Raw genomic sequence first — 18,402 nt, 5'->3', positions numbered from 1 at the left:
ACTCCGAGACCCCGCAAGAGACCATGATGCGGCAGCCGACCGACGCGGCGCCGGGAACGACGGAGTTCTGGCTCGACTCGGGAGCCCCACTGCCTCGACGCATGTGGCAGCACCGCACGCGCGTACCGATCATCGTCGGGACGTCGATCGCGATGGTGGTGTTCGCGGCCCTCGCACTGTTCGCGATCCTGCTCGGCATCGGCAACACACAGCAGTTCACCGCACTCGGAGGTGTGCCGGTGAGCTGCGACACGTGGGAAACCGCGGCCACAGGAGGGACCATTTCCGACCGGGCGGCCGTCACCATTTACAGCGAGACGGGCGACAAGCTCGCAACGACGCCGCTCGAACGATATCGGACACACGACGGACAGTGCGTGCTGAAGTTCTCCGTGGACGTCGACGCGGGCCGCAGCGGCTACGTGGTGCATGTGGGAGATGGTTTCGCGCAACCGGTGTCGCCGGCTGCGTTGCAGAGTGGCGTGGTGCTGCGCCCGACATCCTGACCACACGACTGCCGTCGGATGGTCACCGTCGCCAGTACCCCGTCAGACCAGACCACCCGAGCGTTCGACTTGAGATCCCGAGTGCCATCCGCACCGAACCGAGGAATGGGAACACCGAATGAGCACGACAATCGCGCCGTTGACCGAGGATGATCGGAAGGACTGGGACCCGCTGTGGGCCGGGTATCTGACGTTCTACGAGCACGACCTGGCCCAGGCACAGAACGATCTGACCTTCGCACGAATGCTCGATCCCGAGTACCCGATGTACGGTGCCATGGCGCGCGACGAGACCGGGCGCGCTATCGGCATCGTGCACTGGTTGACACATGCCTCGACGTGGAGCGACAAGCCCTACACCTACCTCGAGGACCTGTTCGTGGCTCCAGACGTTCGTCGCAGCGGAGCCGGACGGGCGCTCATCGATCACGTCCTCGACTGGACACGCGACCAAGGGCTACCGAAGGTCTATTGGCAGACCGCGCGAGACAACGCGACGGCCCGCTCGCTGTACGACACGATCGCCACGAACGACTTCGTCGTCTACGAGGTGGAGCTCACCTGACCCGGCACGCCTGAGGAGTCGCGGGCAGGGGCGGGTGCGCGTTGAGTGCACACCGAGAAGCCCCAGAGCACCAGCCACACCGACATGCCCCCGACCTGGATGCGCTGCGCCAATCCGAGGTAGTAATCGCCGTGCAGGTTGTCGGCGATCAGCATCCAGGCCGTGGTCACCGCGACGATGACCAGCACACCGAGGCCTGCTGTCCGGAGCAGTGGCCAGATCCGTGGTTGTTGCCGATATGCCGCCAGTACGCCCGCGATCATGGTGATGAAGATGGCGAACACGGCGACCGTGCTGGTCAGTGCGTGTATGTGATGTAGCTGCGGGAGCAGGCCGCTTGGTTCGTACGGGCAGTCGGGGTCGATCCCTGGGATGCAATCGATCGGGGCGAGCGCATCTGCGAGGGTCGCTGCACCGAACACGCCGAAGGATGTCACAGCGACCCGCGCATAGAGACCGCTCACGATCGGGCGTGGGAGAAACAGGATCAGCGCCGATCCCACGGCGAGAATCGACGTCACGATGTCGCCGATCTCGTAGATATCCCGGTGCGGGCGGTGGGCAGCGTCGAGTTCGCTGAGGAAGCTGTTCAGTGGGTCCAGGGGACTCGACCAGAAGAATTCCAGAACCCACGACGAATAGCAGATGCCTGCCAGTGCGATGAGGATTCCCGCGATGACTCGGCGGGCGGTCGACAACGATGGCATCCGATCAGATTAGTCCACCGAACGTCCACCACCCGAAGGCTCACCCACCGGGTGGCTGACCTTCCGCAGAGGCCCCGAAGTCGAGGACTGGAGTCGTCACGCCGACGGCGCGCGGTGCGTGTCGACGATCGTGTGCGTCCTCGTCACCAGTGCGCGGGTCGTGCGCCGGAGCGCGTCCTCGAGATCGTCTGCGCGACCCGACGACAACAACCTCGAACGCCTGGCCGATCCCGTGTCCGGGATGATCACGAGCACGTCGTCGGTGCCGGCCAACTCGGCCACATAGTCGACGACGGAGTCGTCGTCGGGAGCCCGCAGTTCGATCAGGTGCGAGAGCGGGTGGAAGCGCCGCCACTCCGACTCGAAGTCGTCTCGTGCGGGGGCAGGCTCGCCGGTGTTCTCCCGCGTGCCGATGCTGCGCCGGTTGTCATCGACGACGACGTGCACTGCTCTGACCTCGCGACCGAATGCCCGTGCCGCGCGGAGCGCGTCGTTGGTTGCGCAGCACAGGGGCGACGAGACCGGCACGACGGCGAGGCCCTGGCCCGCGAACGAGTGTCGAGGATGGTCCCCGGGATGCGATGTGTCGCCCGCGGTACGTATATCGAGTTCCCTTGTGCGTCGGTAGCTGTGGGCCATCAACTCCATCGCGACCACCAGCAGTGCCAAGACGAGCACGACCCACAACGACCCCTCGTCGGCCTTCATCACGGTGACGACCACGGCTGCCGTGCCGGTGAGCGCGGCGCCGACACTGTTGAGTGAGGCACGAGCTCTCCAGTGACGCGTGCGCGAAGTCGACCAGTGACGCACCAGTCCGAGCTGAGCCAGAGTGAACCCGATGAACACACAGATGGCGAACAGCGGGACGAGCGCATTCACGTCACCCCCGGAGACGACGATCAGCAGAGCAGAGGCGACTGCAAGAATGAGCACGCCGTTTCGGTAGACACCGTTGTCGGTTCGGCGGACGAGACGATGCGGCAGATGGTCGTCACTCGCGACGACCTTCATCAGCTGCGGCAACCCGCCGAACGACGTGTTCGCGGCCAGCGCAAGCAGCACGATCGTGGATACCTGTACCACGTAATACAGTGCGCCACGGCCGAATACGCTTTCGGTGAGTTGAGACAGCACGGTGACGCCCTCCCGTGGCTGGATATGCAGATGCTGCACAAGCGCCGCGATACCCAGCATCATCATTCCGAGGAGCACACCAAGTGCGGCCTCGGCGCGCTGAGCGCGACGTATCCGGTTCTCTCGGAACTGCGGCGTCGCGTTGGCAATGGCCTCGACGCCGGTGAGTGCCGCGCACCCGTTCGAGAATGCCTTGAGTATCAACAGAATTCCGACCGTCCCGACCGCTGGTGAATCGACCTGCGCAACATCGTGACCGCCACCGTGCAGAAGGCCGACGACGATCACCGACAGGATGCTCACCACGAAGACTGCGGTCGGTGTGATGAAAGCTCTGGCGCTGCTGACGATTCCGTGCAGGTTGACCGCCGTGATCAGGGCGAGCGTGGCGAGTGCGATCAGGACGGTATGGCGGCCTGCCGCAGGAAACGCTGATGTGAGCGCGGCGGTTCCCGCAGTCACCGACACCGCGACGTTGAGGACGTAGTCGATCAGCAGAGATGCGGCGGCAACGAGGGATGCGCGGCGCCCGAGATGGGCTTTCGCGACGGCATAGGCGCCGCCTCCGTCGGGGAACGCAGCGATCAACTGCCGGTAGGAGAGTACGAGAACCGCGAGGAGGACGACGATCGCGGCACTGATGGGGAGGGTGAGTCCCAGTGCGTTGCCGCCCGCCGCCGCGAGTACGAGGACGATCGCCTCGGGTCCGTAGGCAACCGACGCCATCGCATCGAGCGAGAGCGCCGCGAGCCCGGTCGTAGCGGTCAGACGACGCTTCTCGCGTATCCGTGATCCGTGTGTGCGTGGATCGGCGGTGCGCCTCACGCGCGAGGTTGTCGAGTTCGAAGTCGAAGTCGGTGCAGCGGTCGATGTCTTGTCAAGTGTCCGCGCTCGCGCCACGGTGCCGGGTGATACCACGAAGGACGTTGTATCGCCGGACGATCGGGTTGTGTGCGCTTCTTACGCATCTTTGACGCTGCTCGACCAGATGTTGACACGGCCCTATCGGCGACGCCCTCGGCATCGGCGCTGTCAGGCGGCGTGTCGGTCGGCTGCGCGCACATCCGAGAGCAATCCGCCCGGATCGACGACCATGATCACCGGCCCGAGCATCTCGCCGGCACGCTCGATGACGGCATCGATCTGCGCGGGGTCGGCAGGATCGGCAATGACTGTCAGTACCCTGCCACGCACACCCGCGTCGACAAAGGGGACGAGATCGTGACACCGGGTACCCGCGATGGCCAGGTTCTTGCCGTGATCGAGGATCTGACTGGCTATGTCGTGCGCACGAACGCTGCCGTCCATGATCAGCAGGACGGTGTCGGCGCGCGTGCTCGGGGCGGCAGTGGGGGATGAGGCTGTGGGGGATGAGGCGGGGGGAAATGAGGAAGGGGCGGAGGAGGTGATCGTTGTCATGTGACCATCACAGACTTCGACACTGCTATCGGCATGGGCACGCGCTGGCAGTCGGCTGGGACCCCTGCTCGTCGCAGCATAGGCTGAGCCGCCATGAGCGAAATGATCAACGACGAGTCGCGCTGTCCGTGCGGGACCGGCCTGACCTTTGCCGAGTGTTGCGGGCCGATTCTGCTCGGACGGCGACGCGCTCCCACCGCCGAGGCGTTGATGCGGTCGCGATTCAGCGCGTTCGCTGTCGGCGACAGCGACCACCTGCTGCGCAGTTGGCATCCCGACACCCGGCCGCAGGACCTTATCCTCGATGATGGCATGCGCTGGCTGCGTCTCGACGTCGAATCGGTGACCGGCGGCGGGCCGTTCGACACTGCCGGAACCGTCGAGTTCACAGCGATGTATCGCGCCGATGGACACCGCGGACAGCTGCACGAGATCTCGTCGTTCACTCGCTACGAGGGTGCGTGGGTCTACGTCGACGGAACGGTCTGAGGCATGGAGTGCGCAGGCGTCGATTCGCAGCGGTGTGGGAATGTTCGCAGCGGTGTAGGGATGTTCAAGGCCGAGTACCGTTCACGCGAGAGCGTGTCGGATGAGCCAGTCGACGAGAGGCCGGGTCGCGCGCCAATCGTCGCGCACCCGCTCGAGAAGCTCGCCGGTATGGATGATCCCGTCGAACCCGTAGTCGCGGGATACCGTCAACGTCTTGTGGCGCAGCAACTCGATGCGTTGATGGTTGATGTCCCAGCCGCGCGGGGCCGTCTTCAGGCGGTCCCCGCCCACCTCGAATCCCGCATCGTGTAGACGGCGCACGATCAACTCGAGTTCTCCGCCCCGCCGGTCGTCGTCGATCGCCGTGCGCAGAGCCGCCAGGCGGTCGGCGGTTGCGTCGTAGAAACCCGCGCCGACCATCACCCCGGGGGCGCTGATCTGTACGTAGTAGCCAGTGGCCGAGGCGACGGGAACGTAGGCGCCCTGATGCGTCTTGTAGGGCGACTTGTCCTTGGAGAACCTGACGTCGCGGTACGGACGGAACAACTTCGCCTCGCCGAACTCGTCGGCGAGGGCATCGGTGAGAGCGCGCATCGGTGTGACCACTGCGCGTTCATAGATCTCTTTGTGTTGCTCCCAGAAGGCTTTGGTGTTGTCGATCTCGAGGTCGTCGTAGAAGTCGAGGGCGGCTTCCGGGAAACCGTCGAAGCTCATGGGTGCAGCGTACGACGAGACCTGCGCTCGTCATGTGCTCGAACCGCGCCGAGCGGTCGCCATGGATGGCACGATGTCTCGAATGGCGCAACTGACCTACGAACAGTTCGGCCGCAGGTTCTTCGAGGTCGCGGTGACCGAGGAGCGCGTGGGGTCGGCGTTCTCGTCGCTCACCGGTGAGTCCTTCGATGTCGGGCCGATCCCATCGGGGCCCGGCGGGATCGCGCGCGTGACAGCGCACGTCGAGATCGGCGAACCAGACATCACACGCACGGTGGGGGAGTTGATCACCTTCACGGTCGAGATCATGCTCAATGTCGGACTCGTGGTGGATCTACGGGTCGACCGTATCCGATACGACGTCGACGGGCTGATCACCTTGCCGCTGACCGTGCGCGCGGCCGAGCCGCTCGAACTGCGGATCGATGTCACGCCTCCGCGGCCGCGAGACGTCATCGTCGACGTCGCCGCGCACAACCTGCGCGGCGAGTTCATTCGCGCAGTAGGGCAGGTGGACAGCGAGATCAAGAGATTTATCGCACAGCACGTCGCCGACGAGATCGAGAAGCCGGAGGTCCGCGCGGCGCGCATCATCGATGTCGGCGCCGAGCTCGGACGTGCTTTCGAGAACATGTGATGTCGCCGCTGTCGCTGTCATTTCTTGGTGAGCGACGACTCCTTGTGCGCGGCCCGTGCTCCGGTCTTCGACGATTCGACGATCCAATAGGGGTCGTCGTCGCTGGCGTTGAACTTCTGACCGTCGAACGTGAACGGTGTTGTGCGCTTCTCGGTAGTCTTTCCGCGGGTCGGTCCCTGGGAGGTGTTCCACTCGACGGTGTCGTTCTTGTTGATTCCCATCACTCGAGCATGAGCGATTGTCGACGTCGTTGACGCGCGCCGAGGGAGGTGACGCGTGCTCGAGATGTGGCCGATCGTGGACCGAGACCGGGTCACGGTCAGATTGCGGCGCCGTGGCCGATGGTGAGTGAGTCAAGATCGAACTGGCGCACGCGCCCGGTGACGGTCGCCTCGCACATGGAGAACAGCGGCTCGGAGAATTCTTCGATGAGCACCACGTCGATGGGTGCGCCATCGCCGACCAGGCGTACGCGGATGCGACCGTCGAGGTGCGCGACATCGATGGGCGCGAACGATTCGATGCGGTCGTCTCCGGTTTCGACGCGGGCGAAGTGCTGCGCCGCCTGCACGGCATGAGGGAGCGACGTGCGTCCGCGAAGTAGCGAATCATCAAGTCGCCCTTGTGTGTACAGCTCCACGACCGTGGCTGGGTCGGTGGCGGTGTCAAGTCTGCCATAGCAGAGTCCGTGCGGAAGGATCAGCCCCGTGGCGGCAAATCGGTCGCCGCCGAGGTGCGAACACTCCCACGTCCACTCCGGATACGCCGACGCTATCGCCGCAGTCGCTGCGCGGCCTCGCACTGCACAGCACTGATCGTGCTTTCCGTGCGCACACACGGCGACGAGGGGCTCTGTCGTGGCCTGACCGTCGGATCCGTCGAGTGCGAGATCGAGATATCCTGCAGGACCATCGACTTCGCCGGTGTGGACGCTTTCTGCTCCGGGTTCGGCGTTCACGATGAACCAGCGCCACCGAGGTGTCGGTGGTCGTCGTCCCGGCCGTCGAATCGCCACGATGCGCATGCGTTGCTTTTCGACGCGGCGCACGATCCGAAGGCCGAGATCGTGATCGATGATCGAAGGGGACTGAAGAAAAGCCGAATGTCCCCAACCGCCGCCGAGTTCGAGCAGAACCCACGCCGTGCCTGCCGATGCGGTGCCGTAGATCGGATCACCGCGTTCTGCAGATTGCGTACTACACGGAGGTCGACGGATCATTCGGCGAGGTCCGATCGGTGAGCGGGTGCTCGGTGATCGGGCACGAGGACGCCTTCTCGAAGAAGGCGTCGGATCAGCACCAGGCCGTCGGCGGTGTCGAGTTCGGGCAATGTGCCCGCGCAGACGATGTCGCCGGACACGATGTCGTGTAGCGCGGCGGTGCAGTGGTCGGGGAAGCTGATCGTTCGGTCCTGTAGACGGATTTCTGTGCGCGTGGCCGACCGGCCGATCTCGGTCACCAGCCCGTGGCGCAGGCGGACCGCCGTACGTTCGTCGAGCGCGTCGATGGCGTCGAGAGTTGCGAGCGGTCGCACCGCCGCAGGGCGGGTGCGTTCGGCGTGGACGGCAGACATTCGAGACGCGACCGTCTCGGCGAGATCTGCTGTGCGGTCCTGTAATACGTCGATAACGGTGGCGATGGTCTTGGTGGCCAATGCTGCTGTCTCGTCACGATCGGTGAAGTCGCTGCCCATCGGTAGCGAGGCGCGTAGGGCGTCGACTGTCCCCAGCTGATCCAGGACAGCCCGGACGAGATCGTAAGCGGTCACTGCCGACACGCCGACCGTGAGGTGAATCGACGTGTCGCCGAGGGCCTCTGCCGAGTGGATCCAGCCGCGCGGCAGGTAAAGAGCGTCGCCGGGTTCGAGGAGCGTGTCGATCACCGGGCTGTCGGCGCTGCGCGCTGCGATGGCTTCGCGGTGGTCGGTCCACGGCTGCGTCGACAGTGGATTGTCGTGCACGGGTGCGTGAACCCGCCAGTGCTTGCGTCCTGAGATCTGCAGCACGAAGACGTCGTGCACGTCGTAGTGCGGATCGAACCCACGATTGGCAGGAGGAGTGATGTAGGCGTTGGCCTGGACCGGATGGCCGAGATCGTCGACCATCCCGCGGACGAAATCGATGACCGGTGGCCACAATCGGTGCAGTCCTTGCAGGACGATGGTCGCGCCCGTCGCGAACTGTGTGAGGACCTTTGCCGAGTCGACCTGGTCGGGCATCTCGGCTCCGAAGCCCGCCGAGCCGAGATAGCTGTCCTTACCGATCAGACCGCCTTCTTTGGCCATACGGATGAACGGCGCACGCACCCCGCGCTCGGCGATCAACTCGTCGACGCTGTGCGGCGAGAGCAGATCGTCGAAGTCACGGGGTAGCGCGGCCGAGCGGCTGAGCAGCGGCTGCCGACCCCAGTGCTCGCGTGCAAACACCTCGGGGTCGGCGGTGACGCATCGACTCAGCGAACTCATCATTCAGGCGGTGCCGTCTGCGCCGCCGTCGTGTCCACCGGGGTTGGAGCCGCCGTCGGCGGGACCTTCGCCGGGTGATGCGGTGCCGTCTGCGCCGCCGTCGTGACCATCGGGGTTGGAGCCGCCGTCGGCGGGACCTTCGCCGGGTGATGCGGTGCCGTCTGCGCCGCCGTCGTGACCGCCGGGGTTGGAGCCGCCGTCGGCCGGACCTTCACCCCCGGGGCTGGAGGTGGTGATGTCGTCATCATCGAGTGCCATGGGAAAACCCTTTCCTCGTCGGGAGCCGCGCGGTCGCGAACTCCACTCTCCACTATGTCGACGTGACGCGACGTTGACGAGGTGTCTCAGCCACGATGGCGATTTCGTTATCGGGGCGAGACAGCGATTCCGGCGCGGTCACGACGTCGACATAGGCTGCGGGGGTGAGTGAAGAATCGGAGCGCGACGAGCACGCGGACGAGACGTGGTTCGACGCCGCGAGCGACACTGCCGAGCGCTGCTGGAACGGCTTCCTGGCGGTGCTCGACGATCTGTCCGACGATGACCTCAATCGACGGCTTTCCGCACCGGGCTCGAACGCTCCGTATGCGCTCGTCCACCACTGCATCGAGATGACCCGCTGGTGGCTGGGGACATTCGGCTGCGGTCTCGACATACCGCGCGACCGGGCGGGCGAGTTCGAGGCCACCGGTACGCGCGCCGATCTCGTCGAACGACTTGCTCAGGTTCGCCGGGACGCCGATGTCTGGGCGCCGCGCATGCTCCGCGATGGCATCGCCGGTCGCGCCGCCCGCGGTACAAATGCCGATGTCGATCTCGACACCGTCACGCCGCAATGGGTTGTGCTGCATGTCGTACACGAACTCGCACAGCACCTCGGGCAGCTCCAGGTCACTCGTGATCTGCTGAACTCGCCGGTGTCGAAGGGCTGAGTCGGAGGGGTTGACAGGGCCTACTCGGAAGCGTTGAGGCGAAGGCGCCAGAACTTGTCGGTGGCGTCGGCTAGCGTAGAACGCATATTCGATCGAGACGTTCCGGGAGGGTGGGGGGTGACACGGAATGAGTAGCGAGCACGACAGCGGCAACGACGGTCCGGGTGTCGGTGAAACATTGTGTGCACCAGCCTTGTTGGATGCTGCCGGGTTGGGTTGTGCGGTGGCGGGGTCGGTGGATGCTCGGGTGGCGGAGGCGTTGACGCGGGTGGCGTCGGCGTTGGACGAGTTGGCGGGCCTCGAGCTGGCGGGGCTGTCGGATGCGGGTGTGGTGGAGGCGGCGCAGGTGGCTGAGCGGTTGGCGCGGCGCACCGCGGCAGCGGTGACTGATCGGCTGGTGGTCGAGGCATCGGATCGTACTCTGCCACGCGCGCTCGGGTATCGGGATGTGCGGGACTTTCTGGCCCACCGGTTGGGTGTCGGGGACCCGGCGGCACGACATCAACTCATCTCGGCGACCGGTTCGTTCACGTCGATCGTGGGTGAGAAAGAGCAACCACGCTGCCCGACGTTGGCACAGTATTGGGGGCAGGGGCTGATAGCGCCGGCCCGCGCACGGGCCGTGTTGGAGGTGTTGGGCCAGATTCCGCATCAGATTCCGGCTGAGGTGTGTGCGGCGGCCGAGGCGCAGATGGCTGGTTATGGGGTGCAGTTCACGCCGAAAGAGATCACCACTCTGGGTACCCGGTTGATGGCACATCTCGATCCCGATGGCACGGTCACCGACGACACCGACCGCAGGCGGCGTCGCCGGTTGTGGGTGAACCGCCAAGGTGCTGATCTGATGTCCAGGTTGACTGCTGATCTCGACCCGGCTACCCGCGCCCGCCTGGATGTGGTGCTGGATGCGTGGGCGACACCCGGCATGAACAACCCCGACGACGACACCTCACCGGCAGGGCCGGTGGGCGAGGCTGACGCTGAGGTGGTGGCGCAGGCAGCCGCACGTGATCAACGCTCACAAGCCCAACGCAACCATGACGCCGTATCAGCGTTGCTGTCGCAGGTGGTTGATGCCGGTGTACTCGGCCGCTCACATCGTGGCCTGCCGATCCAGGTCATCGCCACCACCACCCTGGCCGAGCTGCAGGCACACGCCGGGATCGCGCAGACCGCATCCGGCACCCTGTTACCGATCCCCGATCTGATCGCGATGGCCGCGCACTCGGCAAGCGGGGTGCAACCGTTCCTGGCGGTGTTCGCCGAGCACACCAGCGTCCCCTTGTATTTGGGGCGGTCGAAACGGTTGGCCTCGCAGGGGCAACGGTTGGCGTCGTTCGCGTCGGCGGGTGGGCGGATGTGTTCGGCACCCGGTTGTACCCAACCAGCCAGCCGGGTGGCGATGCACCACGCCGCCAAGGATTGGGCCCAGGGTGGGCTCACCGACATCGACCAACTGGTACCGGCGTGCGATGTGCACAACAACCGGGTCGGACCCAAGCCCGGCCAGTACACGACCCGCATCATCACCGACGGCCCCGACACCGGACGCGTCGCCTGGCGGTTGAACACCGCTACCGGTATGCCACCCAATCCTGAACACATCAACCGCGCCGCGGACGTCGCCACCGACTTCCGCGACCACCTCGCCGAGGCTCGCGCCCAGGCGTCTACCACCGCGGGCGGCACCATCACCCACCTCTCCGACCACCGCCGCCGACACACACCTGCAGACACAGATGCTGACACAGGGGCCGATGCTGTCGGTGCTGCTGTGCGGGAGAGTGTCGATCGCGGCGGCGTGACCGCGTCGGCCGGTCGGAGTGAAGGACGTGGCAATCCCGGCAACCCGGCGACGCCCACAGCGATCAGCGTCGTCGATCACCGACTCCTGACGACGCTGCTCGACACCACACCCGAGCACGCAGGCGAGCGCCGCGTCGACATCACCTGGAACCCACCCCGACCACTCGACCTCGACCCCGACCCCGACCCACCACCCGGCGACCCACCACCCGGCAGCGAACCACCCGGCAGCGTCGACCCGCCCCTAGCTGACGCCGCCTGACAGACGCATTTTTCGCCGCCACCCCACCCCGCCACCACACCAGGTGGCGGGGCAGGAGTGGTCGCCGAGCGTCGTGCTCACCAAGAAAGCTCGCCCGGTCGTTCAGATGCCGCCGACCACCACGTACTGACCGGTCGCAACGCCACTGGCCGTCGTTGCAACGGCCATCACGATAGCTCCGTAAGGCAGACGCCATTGGGAATGCTGGCGGCGGAGTTCGATCGCGGGGATCTCGACCGAGGCGGAGAATTTGTCGCCGTCGCGGTCGAATGCAACTGCCTCTCCGTTGACGAACAGTTGCAACAGGGTGCCGTCGGATGAGCCGGTGATGTCGATGACGGCGGTCTGGGTGTCGGAACCCGTAGCGGCACTGAGTTCGATTGCGGTAGCGGTAGCTTCGCCAACTGCTTGCCCGGCCACGCTGCTTTGCGGCACCTCGCTCTGGCGCTGCAGAGGTGGCAGCTCGGGCGTCGTAGGAGGGGCGACCCGTCGTCTGGACAGCTGTTCGTACGCCCACCCGTACGCAAGCAGTGCGTTGTCGTCGTAAGCGCGCCCGGCGAAGGTGAGGTTCACCGGCATACCGATATCAGCCATCGTCCCCATGGTGACGTTGACCGTCGGGATACCGTAGTGGCGGATCATCGTGTTTCCGGTCGACACCCACACGCCGTTGGCCATTGCACGCTCGTGCGAGGTGGAATTCACATCTGCATCGGCTGCGCCGACGTCCAGCGCGGAAGGGCAGACGAGTGCATCGAGTCCCAGTTCGTCGAGCCAGTCCTCGAGATCGATGCGACGCAATTCCTCCAGCCCACGAACTCCGGCGGCGAGGTCGGGGATGTCATCAAACTCCCGAATGCCGTCGGCTGCCCGTTGCGGATACTGGCTGATGTCGAGGTTGTAGCGCGCGTAATATCCGTGCAACTCATCGGGAATGGTGCCGTCGGCGAGTGGGAAGATCAGTGAACCGTCGACATCCACGAGACGGTTCAGCGCCGGATCGTCATTGGCCTGGAGGAAGTCGTTCCACGACCACATTGTCAGGTCCCACATCTCGGCGTCGAAGAACCCTTCGGGCAGGATTCCCCGCGCGTAACCGTCCCGAGCGTCGGCGCGGTCGAGTTCGTAGTTGGTGAGGGCAGGAAAATCAACGTCGACGACTTCTGCTCCTGCAGTTTCGAGGTCGGCGCGGGCGCGATTCCACAATTCGATGACCGACGGGCGTGGTGTGATCGGCCAGCCGGCGTCGGGGTCGTCGCCGAGGATCACGCGTGGTACCCCGAACCGTTTGCCCTGCAGCGCATGCTGATCGCGCAGATCCAGATACGACGCCGGGCGCACCGAAGACGCCGTGGGCAACTCGACCCACGGCTGTGTGCGCCAGAAATCACCGCGCGTGTCGAGGTCGTCGGCGACGAGAACGTCGAGCAGGGCGAGCATGTCGTCGACGGTTCGAGTATGCGGCACAACCACATCCATCGTTGGTGTGAGCGGCCAGTTGCCTCTCACCGAGATGACCCCACGCGATGGTGTGTATGCGATCAAGGCATTGTTCGATGCCGGGGAGCGGCCACTCGACCATGTCTCCTCGCCCAGACCGAATGCCGCCATGCTCGCCGCAGTGGAGGCGCCGGAGCCGTTTGACGAACCCGACAGGTAGGCAGCTGCCAGATATTCGCTGTTGTAGGGGCTCTCGGCGCGCCCGTAGACGCCACGTTGCATCCCACCGTTGGCCATTGGCGGCATGTTGGTCAGACCGAGACAGATCGCTCCCGCCTCGCGCAAGCGCTCGACGGCGAAGGCATCTGACCCGGCAACCAGGTGAGCGAACGCGGGCGATCCCGACGACACAGTGAGTCCGCGCACGCGGTAGCTGTCCTTGGCGGTGTAAGGAATGCCGTCGAGCGGTCCACGCGTCTCGCCACGGGCGCGACGTTCGTCGGAGGCACGAGCCTCGTCGAACATGGCGGGGTTCAGGACCGGAATCGCGTTGAGTGCCAAGCTGTGTCGGTCGTAGCGAGCAATGCGGTTCAGGTATCCTGCGACGAGCTCGACGCTGGTGACCGCACCCGTTTCCAAAGCCTCGCTCAGCTCGGCGATCGACGCTTCGACCAGCGGCGGAGTGCTCGTGACCGCGGTCATGACCGGCTGCCGACGGCTGGTTGTTGCTGAGTGATGCAGTGGATTCCGCCGCCGCGCGCGAGGATCTCGCGCGCATCGATTGTTACCACCCGGCGTCCGGGATAGACCGACTCGAGGATCTCGGCTGCTTGTGCGTCGGCCTCAGGTTCGCCGTAGCCGCACGCGACGACACCGCCGTTGACGACGAGGTGATTGATGTAGCTGTAGTCGACGAAGCCTTCTGAGTCGCGGATCGTCGCGGGCGCAGGAAGGTCGACGATGTTCCACGTGCGTCCGGCCGCGTCGGTCGTATGCGCGAAGAACTCGCGAAGTCCTTTGGTGACGGCATGGTCGGGATGGTCGGGATTCGGTTGGTGGTGGAGGAGCAGCGTGCCGGGGGAGGGAATCGTCGCGACCATGTCGATGTGCCCACGAGTACCGAACCGTTCGTAGTCCCGCGTCAGGCCGCGGGGGACCCAGATGACCTTTTGTGCGCCGAGTGTCCGTTCAAGTTCTGCCTCGATTGTCTGATGTGTGGCGTAGGGGTTGCGATAAGGGTCGAGTTGCACCGTCTCGGTGACCAGCACCGTTCCCTCTCCGTCGACGTGGATGGCACCGCCCTCCTGGACCAGCATGGAACTGACGACGGGCACGCCCGCCTGTCCCGCAACGAACCGGCCGATCTGACGATCATTGGTCCACTCGGCCCACTCCTGTGCACCCCAGCCGTTGAAAGTCCATGCGACAGCACCGAGTTGGCCGTTCTCGTCCACGACGAAGGTTGGCCCGATATCGCGCATCCACGCGTCGTCGAGCGGTGCCTCGACGATCGTGACCTCGCCAGAGAGCAGGGCACGGGCGCGCGCGACCTCTGTCGGGTCGACGACGATCGTGACCGGCTCGAACTCGGCGACCGTGTTGGCCACCGTGCTCCACGCCGCGTACGCCGTCTCCGCATCGGCGGCGCTTTCGGCCAGGGTTGTATTGGCACGGGGAAAGGCCATCCACACTCGTTCGTGCGGAGCGGTCTCGGCGGGCATCGTCCAGGGCATGGTGTGGCCTCTCGTTATTGATCAGACAATCAATAGCTAAACGGTAAGCGGTCCAGGAGGCGTGGTCAAGCGGAACGTCAAAATTATTGAGCGCACGATCAATAGCCGTTGACTACGTGATCAACAGGCGTGATGATCGCAGGGTGATGGTCTCGAAGAGTCGTGCGCGAGCACCCCGCAAGTCTCCGCAGGAGCGTGCCGCCGAGATCCGTTCCGCTGCAGTTCAGGTAGCACGCACCGACGGGCTTCCCGCGCTTACGCTGCGGTCCATCGGGGCGCGGGCCGACGTTGCACCGGCGCTCGTTGCGCATTATGCGCCGAGTATGGACGAACTCGTCGCGTCGACGTTCACTGTCATCACCGGCGCGGAGATCGAGGAGATCGCGGATCTCTTGTCGAGTGACCCGTCCGCCATCGGCAAACTGCGGCGTTTGATCCAGACCCTCACCGAGCCGGGGCGCGACGACGTCACGATTGCATGGGCGGACGCTTTCAGCCTCGGTCGTGTCAACCAGTCACTGGCCGCAGCAGTGCGCGAGGTGATGGGCGACTGGCAGGTGCTGGTGCAGAACCTCATCGCCGAAGGGGTCGAGACCGGTGAGTTCTCGACAGACGATGCCGCCGACGTCGCGTGGCAGTTTCTCGGAATGATCGACGGCGTCAATTCACATGCGTTGGTGCACTACGCCGGCGCGCCCGATCGAGGTCGCCTCGTGCGTCGTGCGATGGAGAACGAACTCGGTCTTGCACGTGGCGCTCTGCAGTAGTGATTGTCGGTCCTCGCGACTCGGCGATTCGTCAGTCGTCGAGTCGTCCCGACAGCCGTTCGACGCCGCGGAACAGTGCGCTGTGGTCGAGTCCGCCGTCCCCGTTCGCTCGAGCCGACGCCATCAACGTTGCTACGAGTGAACTGATCGGGAGAGCGAGTCCCGCGTCTCGAGCGGCAGAGGCGACGATTCCGAGATCCTTGTGGTGCAGGTCGATCCGACCTCCGGGATGGAAATCACGATCGATCATGCGTTGTGCCTTGTGGTCCAGAACGGCGGATCCCGCGAGGCCCCCGGAGAGCACTCGCACGGCCTTCGTCGTCTCGACGTCGTGCGCCTCGAGGAAGACGATCGCCTCGGCGAGTGCTTCGATGTTGGCAGCGACGATCAGTTGATTCGCTGCCTTGACCAATTGTCCACTGCCACTTGGGCCGACATGCACAATGGTGGAGCCGACGGCGTCGAACAGCGGTGCTGCCTTGGTGAATGCCTCGTCGGAGCCGCCGACCATGATCGACAGGTCGCCGTTGATCGCACCCTCCTCGCCGCCCGAGACCGGCGCGTCGAGAAAAGCCTGCCCACCGTCGTCGGCGAACTGCGCCATTCGACGGGCGACGTCAGGTTGGATCGTGGAGAAATCGACCACGACGGTTCCGGGCGCAGCGTGCGCGAATACGCCGTCAGGGGCGGTCAGTGCCTTCTCGACGTCGGGGGAGTCGGGCAACACCGTGGCCACGATGTCTGCGTCCGCGACGGCGTCGGCGATCGAGTCCGCAGCCCGACCACCGGCGTCGACGAGGGCAGCAGCGCGTGAGGGTGTGCGGTTGTATCCGACGACGCGATGCCCCGCGCGGACGGCGTTGATCGACATCGGACTGCCCATCACGCCGAGACCGATGAACGCGATACGTGTCATGAGTTCTGCCCTTCATGTGGTGTGGATTCACCGCGGCTCGATCGCGAAGCCTGCGAGCCATCCGAACGGGTCGGGCAGCGTGCGGCGATATTCGAGACTCAGCCATCCGGTGTAGCCGGCGTCGTCGAGTGTGTGCAGATGCCGACCGAGATCGATTGTGCCGGTGCCGGGTTCACCACGGCCAGGGGCGTCGGCGAGCTGCACGTGGCCGATCCGGTCAGCGTGCTGGGCGAGTGCTCGATCGAGATCCTCGCCGTTGACCGCCAGGTGATAGAGATCGGCGAGCAGCAAGACGTTGTCGATGCCGTGATCGCCGAGAACCCGGTGCGCGACGGCGATCGCGTCGTCGGCGCTACGGAGCGGATAGTCGGGAATCGCGCTGAGCGGCTCGATGAGGATGTCGGCGCCGATGGTGGCAGCCGCACGGGCGGCGAATGCCAGGTTCTCGGTGGCGATCGCGTCCTGTCTCGCAGAGTCGAGACCGTCGACTCGGTTGCCGTACAACGCATTGAAACCCACAGTGCCGAGCCGTTGTCCGATCCCGACGGCGACCTCGACGCTGTCCCTGAACTCGCCGGACGTGTCGGGATGGGAGAGCAATCCTCGCTCTCCCGCCGACAGATCACCCGCCGCGAAATTGAGGTGAGTCAGCCGAACCCCGGCGTCCTGCACGGCGGCGATGAACGCGGCTACATCGGAGTCCGACGGAACCGCGGCGCCGAACGGCCACCAGAACTCGACGGCGTCGAAGCCGGCGTCGCGCGCTGCCTGCGGCCGGCGCAGGAGCGGGAGTTCAGTGAAGAGGATCGAGCAGTTCACCGTCAGCCGTCTGGTGTCCACCGGGTTCACTCCTGTCGTGCCGATGCTTCGCACAGGGTAGTCGGTGCGCTGGCCGTCGCGTGAGGGTGATCCGGGTGTCGCAGGAGCTTGTCGCCTTTGCACGCCGGTGGTGGCATGCGATAACCGGGTGACGTGCGGTGGGGGTGGGCTGGACCTGTGTTTGTCGGAGAACAGGAGCGTACGTCTCGTCGTGGCGGAACATCTTGAGAGTTCTCTCTGGGAACTTTCGAGTACCTCCTGGGCCTCGGGTTGGTCCGGCCTGTCTGATTTGTGCAAAGCAGTGTCGGTGGCGTGAACGGGCGGCGATAGTCCTTGAGGTCTGACGACCTTCGGAGGTTATGGTTCCAATGTCCATTCTCGGGTTATCGCAGCAACAGGGGGATAATCCGAACACAAATACAACGTGCTGACGAATCAATAGTAAATCACCAGGTCTACTGCTATTCGTCCTTCCTGGCTTACGGGTGGATCGGTATCGCTTTACGTGATGCGGCTACCTGTTGTGTGAATTGAGGTTCGTAACCAATATGTGCTGCTCGTGCAATGCAGTCTTCTCGCAAAACAATTCGATTGCGGACGAGGCTCACACCTCCGTGGCGCAGTTAAGTAGGCGTTCGGTAGTCGCCGGACTGGGCGGTCTGGCGGCCATTGGTGGTTTCGCAGCGTGCGCTTCATCGAGTACGACGACTGTTACCACGGCTGCGCCGGCGTCGAAACCTTCGACGGAAGATGTAAAGTTGGGAGCTGTGCTGCTCGGTACACAAGCGGGACCTCCACCGAGTCCGACGCGCACCGGCATCTCGACCGCCGTGACTGTCGAGGGCAAAACCTACATTGTCGACTGTGGGCGTGGAGCCACAACGCAGTATGTGCGTTCAGGACTACGATTTCGATCCCTGCAAGCAATCTTTCTGACTCATCTCCATGCTGACCATCTTGCCGACTACTTCAACTTCTTCCTGCTGGCGGGAAATGTTCCTAATCGAGCCCATGACGACAATCTCGGTGAGACGATCAGGGTTTACGGACCGGGCGGCGCTGGTGGATTACCGCCAGCGTTTGGTGGCTC

20 protein-coding genes are annotated in these 18,402 nt (G+C 64.8%); 8 read left to right on the top strand and 12 right to left on the bottom strand.

Annotated features, from left to right (window positions below; genetic code table 11):
• The first annotated feature begins 26 nt into the window (after positions 1-26).
• Both GOACH_RS20415 and GOACH_RS20410 read left to right on the top strand, forming a co-directional pair.
• Positions 27-506, top strand: a complete 480-nt coding sequence (locus GOACH_RS20415) for a hypothetical protein (protein ID WP_052004082.1) — start codon at positions 27-29, stop codon at positions 504-506.
• A 118-nt stretch (positions 507-624) separates the two neighbouring features.
• A complete protein-coding gene (locus GOACH_RS20410) occupies positions 625-1,071 on the top strand; it encodes a GNAT family N-acetyltransferase (RefSeq protein WP_005179161.1) in 447 nt (148 codons plus the stop codon).
• Here the strand turns inward: GOACH_RS20410 and GOACH_RS20405 are convergent.
• The 3 genes from GOACH_RS20405 to GOACH_RS20395 form a co-directional block, all read right to left on the bottom strand.
• On the bottom strand, positions 1,050-1,778 hold the full coding sequence (locus GOACH_RS20405) for a DUF998 domain-containing protein (RefSeq protein WP_005179159.1): 729 nt from the start codon (positions 1,776-1,778) through the stop codon (positions 1,050-1,052). The two genes, GOACH_RS20410 and GOACH_RS20405, sit on opposite strands and share 22 nt — an antisense overlap.
• A gap of 96 nt (positions 1,779-1,874) precedes the next feature.
• Entirely contained in the window at positions 1,875-3,740 is a 1,866-nt protein-coding gene (locus tag GOACH_RS20400) for an APC family permease (protein ID WP_005179157.1), read from the bottom strand.
• A 207-nt stretch (positions 3,741-3,947) separates the two neighbouring features.
• A complete protein-coding gene (locus GOACH_RS20395) occupies positions 3,948-4,334 on the bottom strand; it encodes a hypothetical protein (protein WP_005179154.1) in 387 nt (128 codons plus the stop codon).
• A 93-nt stretch (positions 4,335-4,427) separates the two neighbouring features.
• Here GOACH_RS20395 and GOACH_RS20390 point away from each other — a divergent pair, with 93 nt between their 5' ends.
• Entirely contained in the window at positions 4,428-4,823 is a 396-nt protein-coding gene (locus GOACH_RS20390) for a YchJ family protein (protein WP_005179151.1), read from the top strand.
• 81 nt (positions 4,824-4,904) lie between these two features.
• Here GOACH_RS20390 and GOACH_RS20385 read toward each other — a convergent pair whose 3' ends face one another.
• Complete coding sequence (locus tag GOACH_RS20385) at positions 4,905-5,537, bottom strand: DUF2461 domain-containing protein (protein ID WP_005179149.1); 633 nt, start codon at positions 5,535-5,537, stop codon at positions 4,905-4,907.
• A gap of 82 nt (positions 5,538-5,619) precedes the next feature.
• Here GOACH_RS20385 and GOACH_RS20380 point away from each other — a divergent pair, with 82 nt between their 5' ends.
• A complete protein-coding gene (locus tag GOACH_RS20380) occupies positions 5,620-6,174 on the top strand; it encodes a hypothetical protein (RefSeq protein ID WP_005179147.1) in 555 nt (184 codons plus the stop codon).
• 17 nt (positions 6,175-6,191) lie between these two features.
• Here GOACH_RS20380 and GOACH_RS20375 read toward each other — a convergent pair whose 3' ends face one another.
• The 4 genes from GOACH_RS20375 to GOACH_RS20360 form a co-directional block, all read right to left on the bottom strand.
• Positions 6,192-6,395: a hypervirulence associated TUDOR domain-containing protein gene (locus GOACH_RS20375; RefSeq protein WP_005179144.1), complete on the bottom strand. Its 204-nt coding sequence runs from the start codon at positions 6,393-6,395 to the stop codon at positions 6,192-6,194.
• 98 nt (positions 6,396-6,493) lie between these two features.
• On the bottom strand, positions 6,494-7,393 hold the full coding sequence (locus GOACH_RS20370; protein ID WP_005179139.1) for a sucrase ferredoxin: 900 nt from the start codon (positions 7,391-7,393) through the stop codon (positions 6,494-6,496).
• Positions 7,390-8,640, bottom strand: a complete 1,251-nt coding sequence (locus tag GOACH_RS20365; RefSeq protein ID WP_005179138.1) for a cupin domain-containing protein — start codon at positions 8,638-8,640, stop codon at positions 7,390-7,392. Before GOACH_RS20365 ends, GOACH_RS20370 begins: the two co-directional genes overlap by 4 nt.
• Entirely contained in the window at positions 8,641-8,895 is a 255-nt protein-coding gene (locus tag GOACH_RS20360) for a hypothetical protein (protein ID WP_005179135.1), read from the bottom strand. It abuts the gene before it with no gap.
• Between the two features lie 164 nt (positions 8,896-9,059).
• Between GOACH_RS20360 and GOACH_RS20355 the strand changes: the two genes are divergently transcribed.
• Positions 9,060-9,569 carry a mycothiol transferase gene (locus GOACH_RS20355; protein WP_005179132.1) on the top strand — a complete coding sequence of 170 codons (510 nt, stop codon included), beginning with the start codon at positions 9,060-9,062 and terminating at the stop codon, positions 9,567-9,569.
• A gap of 127 nt (positions 9,570-9,696) precedes the next feature.
• Complete coding sequence (locus tag GOACH_RS20350; protein WP_005179130.1) at positions 9,697-11,637, top strand: HNH endonuclease signature motif containing protein; 1,941 nt, start codon at positions 9,697-9,699, stop codon at positions 11,635-11,637.
• Between the two features lie 102 nt (positions 11,638-11,739).
• On the opposite strand, the gene GOACH_RS20345 is transcribed toward GOACH_RS20350, so the two are convergent.
• Together GOACH_RS20345 and GOACH_RS20340 are read right to left on the bottom strand one after the other, a co-directional pair.
• Entirely contained in the window at positions 11,740-13,779 is a 2,040-nt protein-coding gene (locus GOACH_RS20345; RefSeq protein ID WP_005179127.1) for an amidase, read from the bottom strand.
• The gene (locus GOACH_RS20340) at positions 13,776-14,810 is read right to left on the bottom strand and encodes an agmatine deiminase family protein (RefSeq protein WP_005179124.1); all 1,035 of its coding nucleotides are present in this window, start codon (positions 14,808-14,810) and stop codon (positions 13,776-13,778) included. The genes GOACH_RS20345 and GOACH_RS20340 overlap by 4 nt, the downstream gene beginning before the upstream one ends.
• Positions 14,811-14,896: 86 nt before the next feature.
• Here GOACH_RS20340 and GOACH_RS20335 point away from each other — a divergent pair, with 86 nt between their 5' ends.
• The gene (locus tag GOACH_RS20335; RefSeq protein WP_245551978.1) at positions 14,897-15,577 is read left to right on the top strand and encodes a TetR/AcrR family transcriptional regulator; all 681 of its coding nucleotides are present in this window, start codon (positions 14,897-14,899) and stop codon (positions 15,575-15,577) included.
• Between the two features lie 31 nt (positions 15,578-15,608).
• Here GOACH_RS20335 and GOACH_RS20330 read toward each other — a convergent pair whose 3' ends face one another.
• The gene (locus tag GOACH_RS20330; RefSeq protein WP_005179121.1) at positions 15,609-16,493 is read right to left on the bottom strand and encodes a 2-hydroxy-3-oxopropionate reductase; all 885 of its coding nucleotides are present in this window, start codon (positions 16,491-16,493) and stop codon (positions 15,609-15,611) included.
• Positions 16,494-16,520: 27 nt separating this feature from the next.
• Positions 16,521-17,333: a hydroxypyruvate isomerase family protein gene (locus GOACH_RS20325; RefSeq protein WP_005179119.1), complete on the bottom strand. Its 813-nt coding sequence runs from the start codon at positions 17,331-17,333 to the stop codon at positions 16,521-16,523.
• Positions 17,334-18,079: 746 nt separating this feature from the next.
• Between GOACH_RS20325 and GOACH_RS24385 the strand changes: the two genes are divergently transcribed.
• A partial coding sequence (locus GOACH_RS24385) for an MBL fold metallo-hydrolase (protein WP_245551977.1) occupies positions 18,080-18,402 on the top strand: 323 nt, incomplete at its 3' end.

Origin of the sequence: Gordonia aichiensis NBRC 108223, from assembly GCF_000332975.1 — a bacterium.
In the GTDB taxonomy this organism is placed as follows: Bacteria; Actinomycetota; Actinomycetes; order Mycobacteriales; family Mycobacteriaceae; genus Gordonia; species Gordonia aichiensis.
The sequence above is the reverse complement of the archived record's forward strand: the minus strand, read 5'-3'. Positions and strand labels throughout refer to the sequence as shown.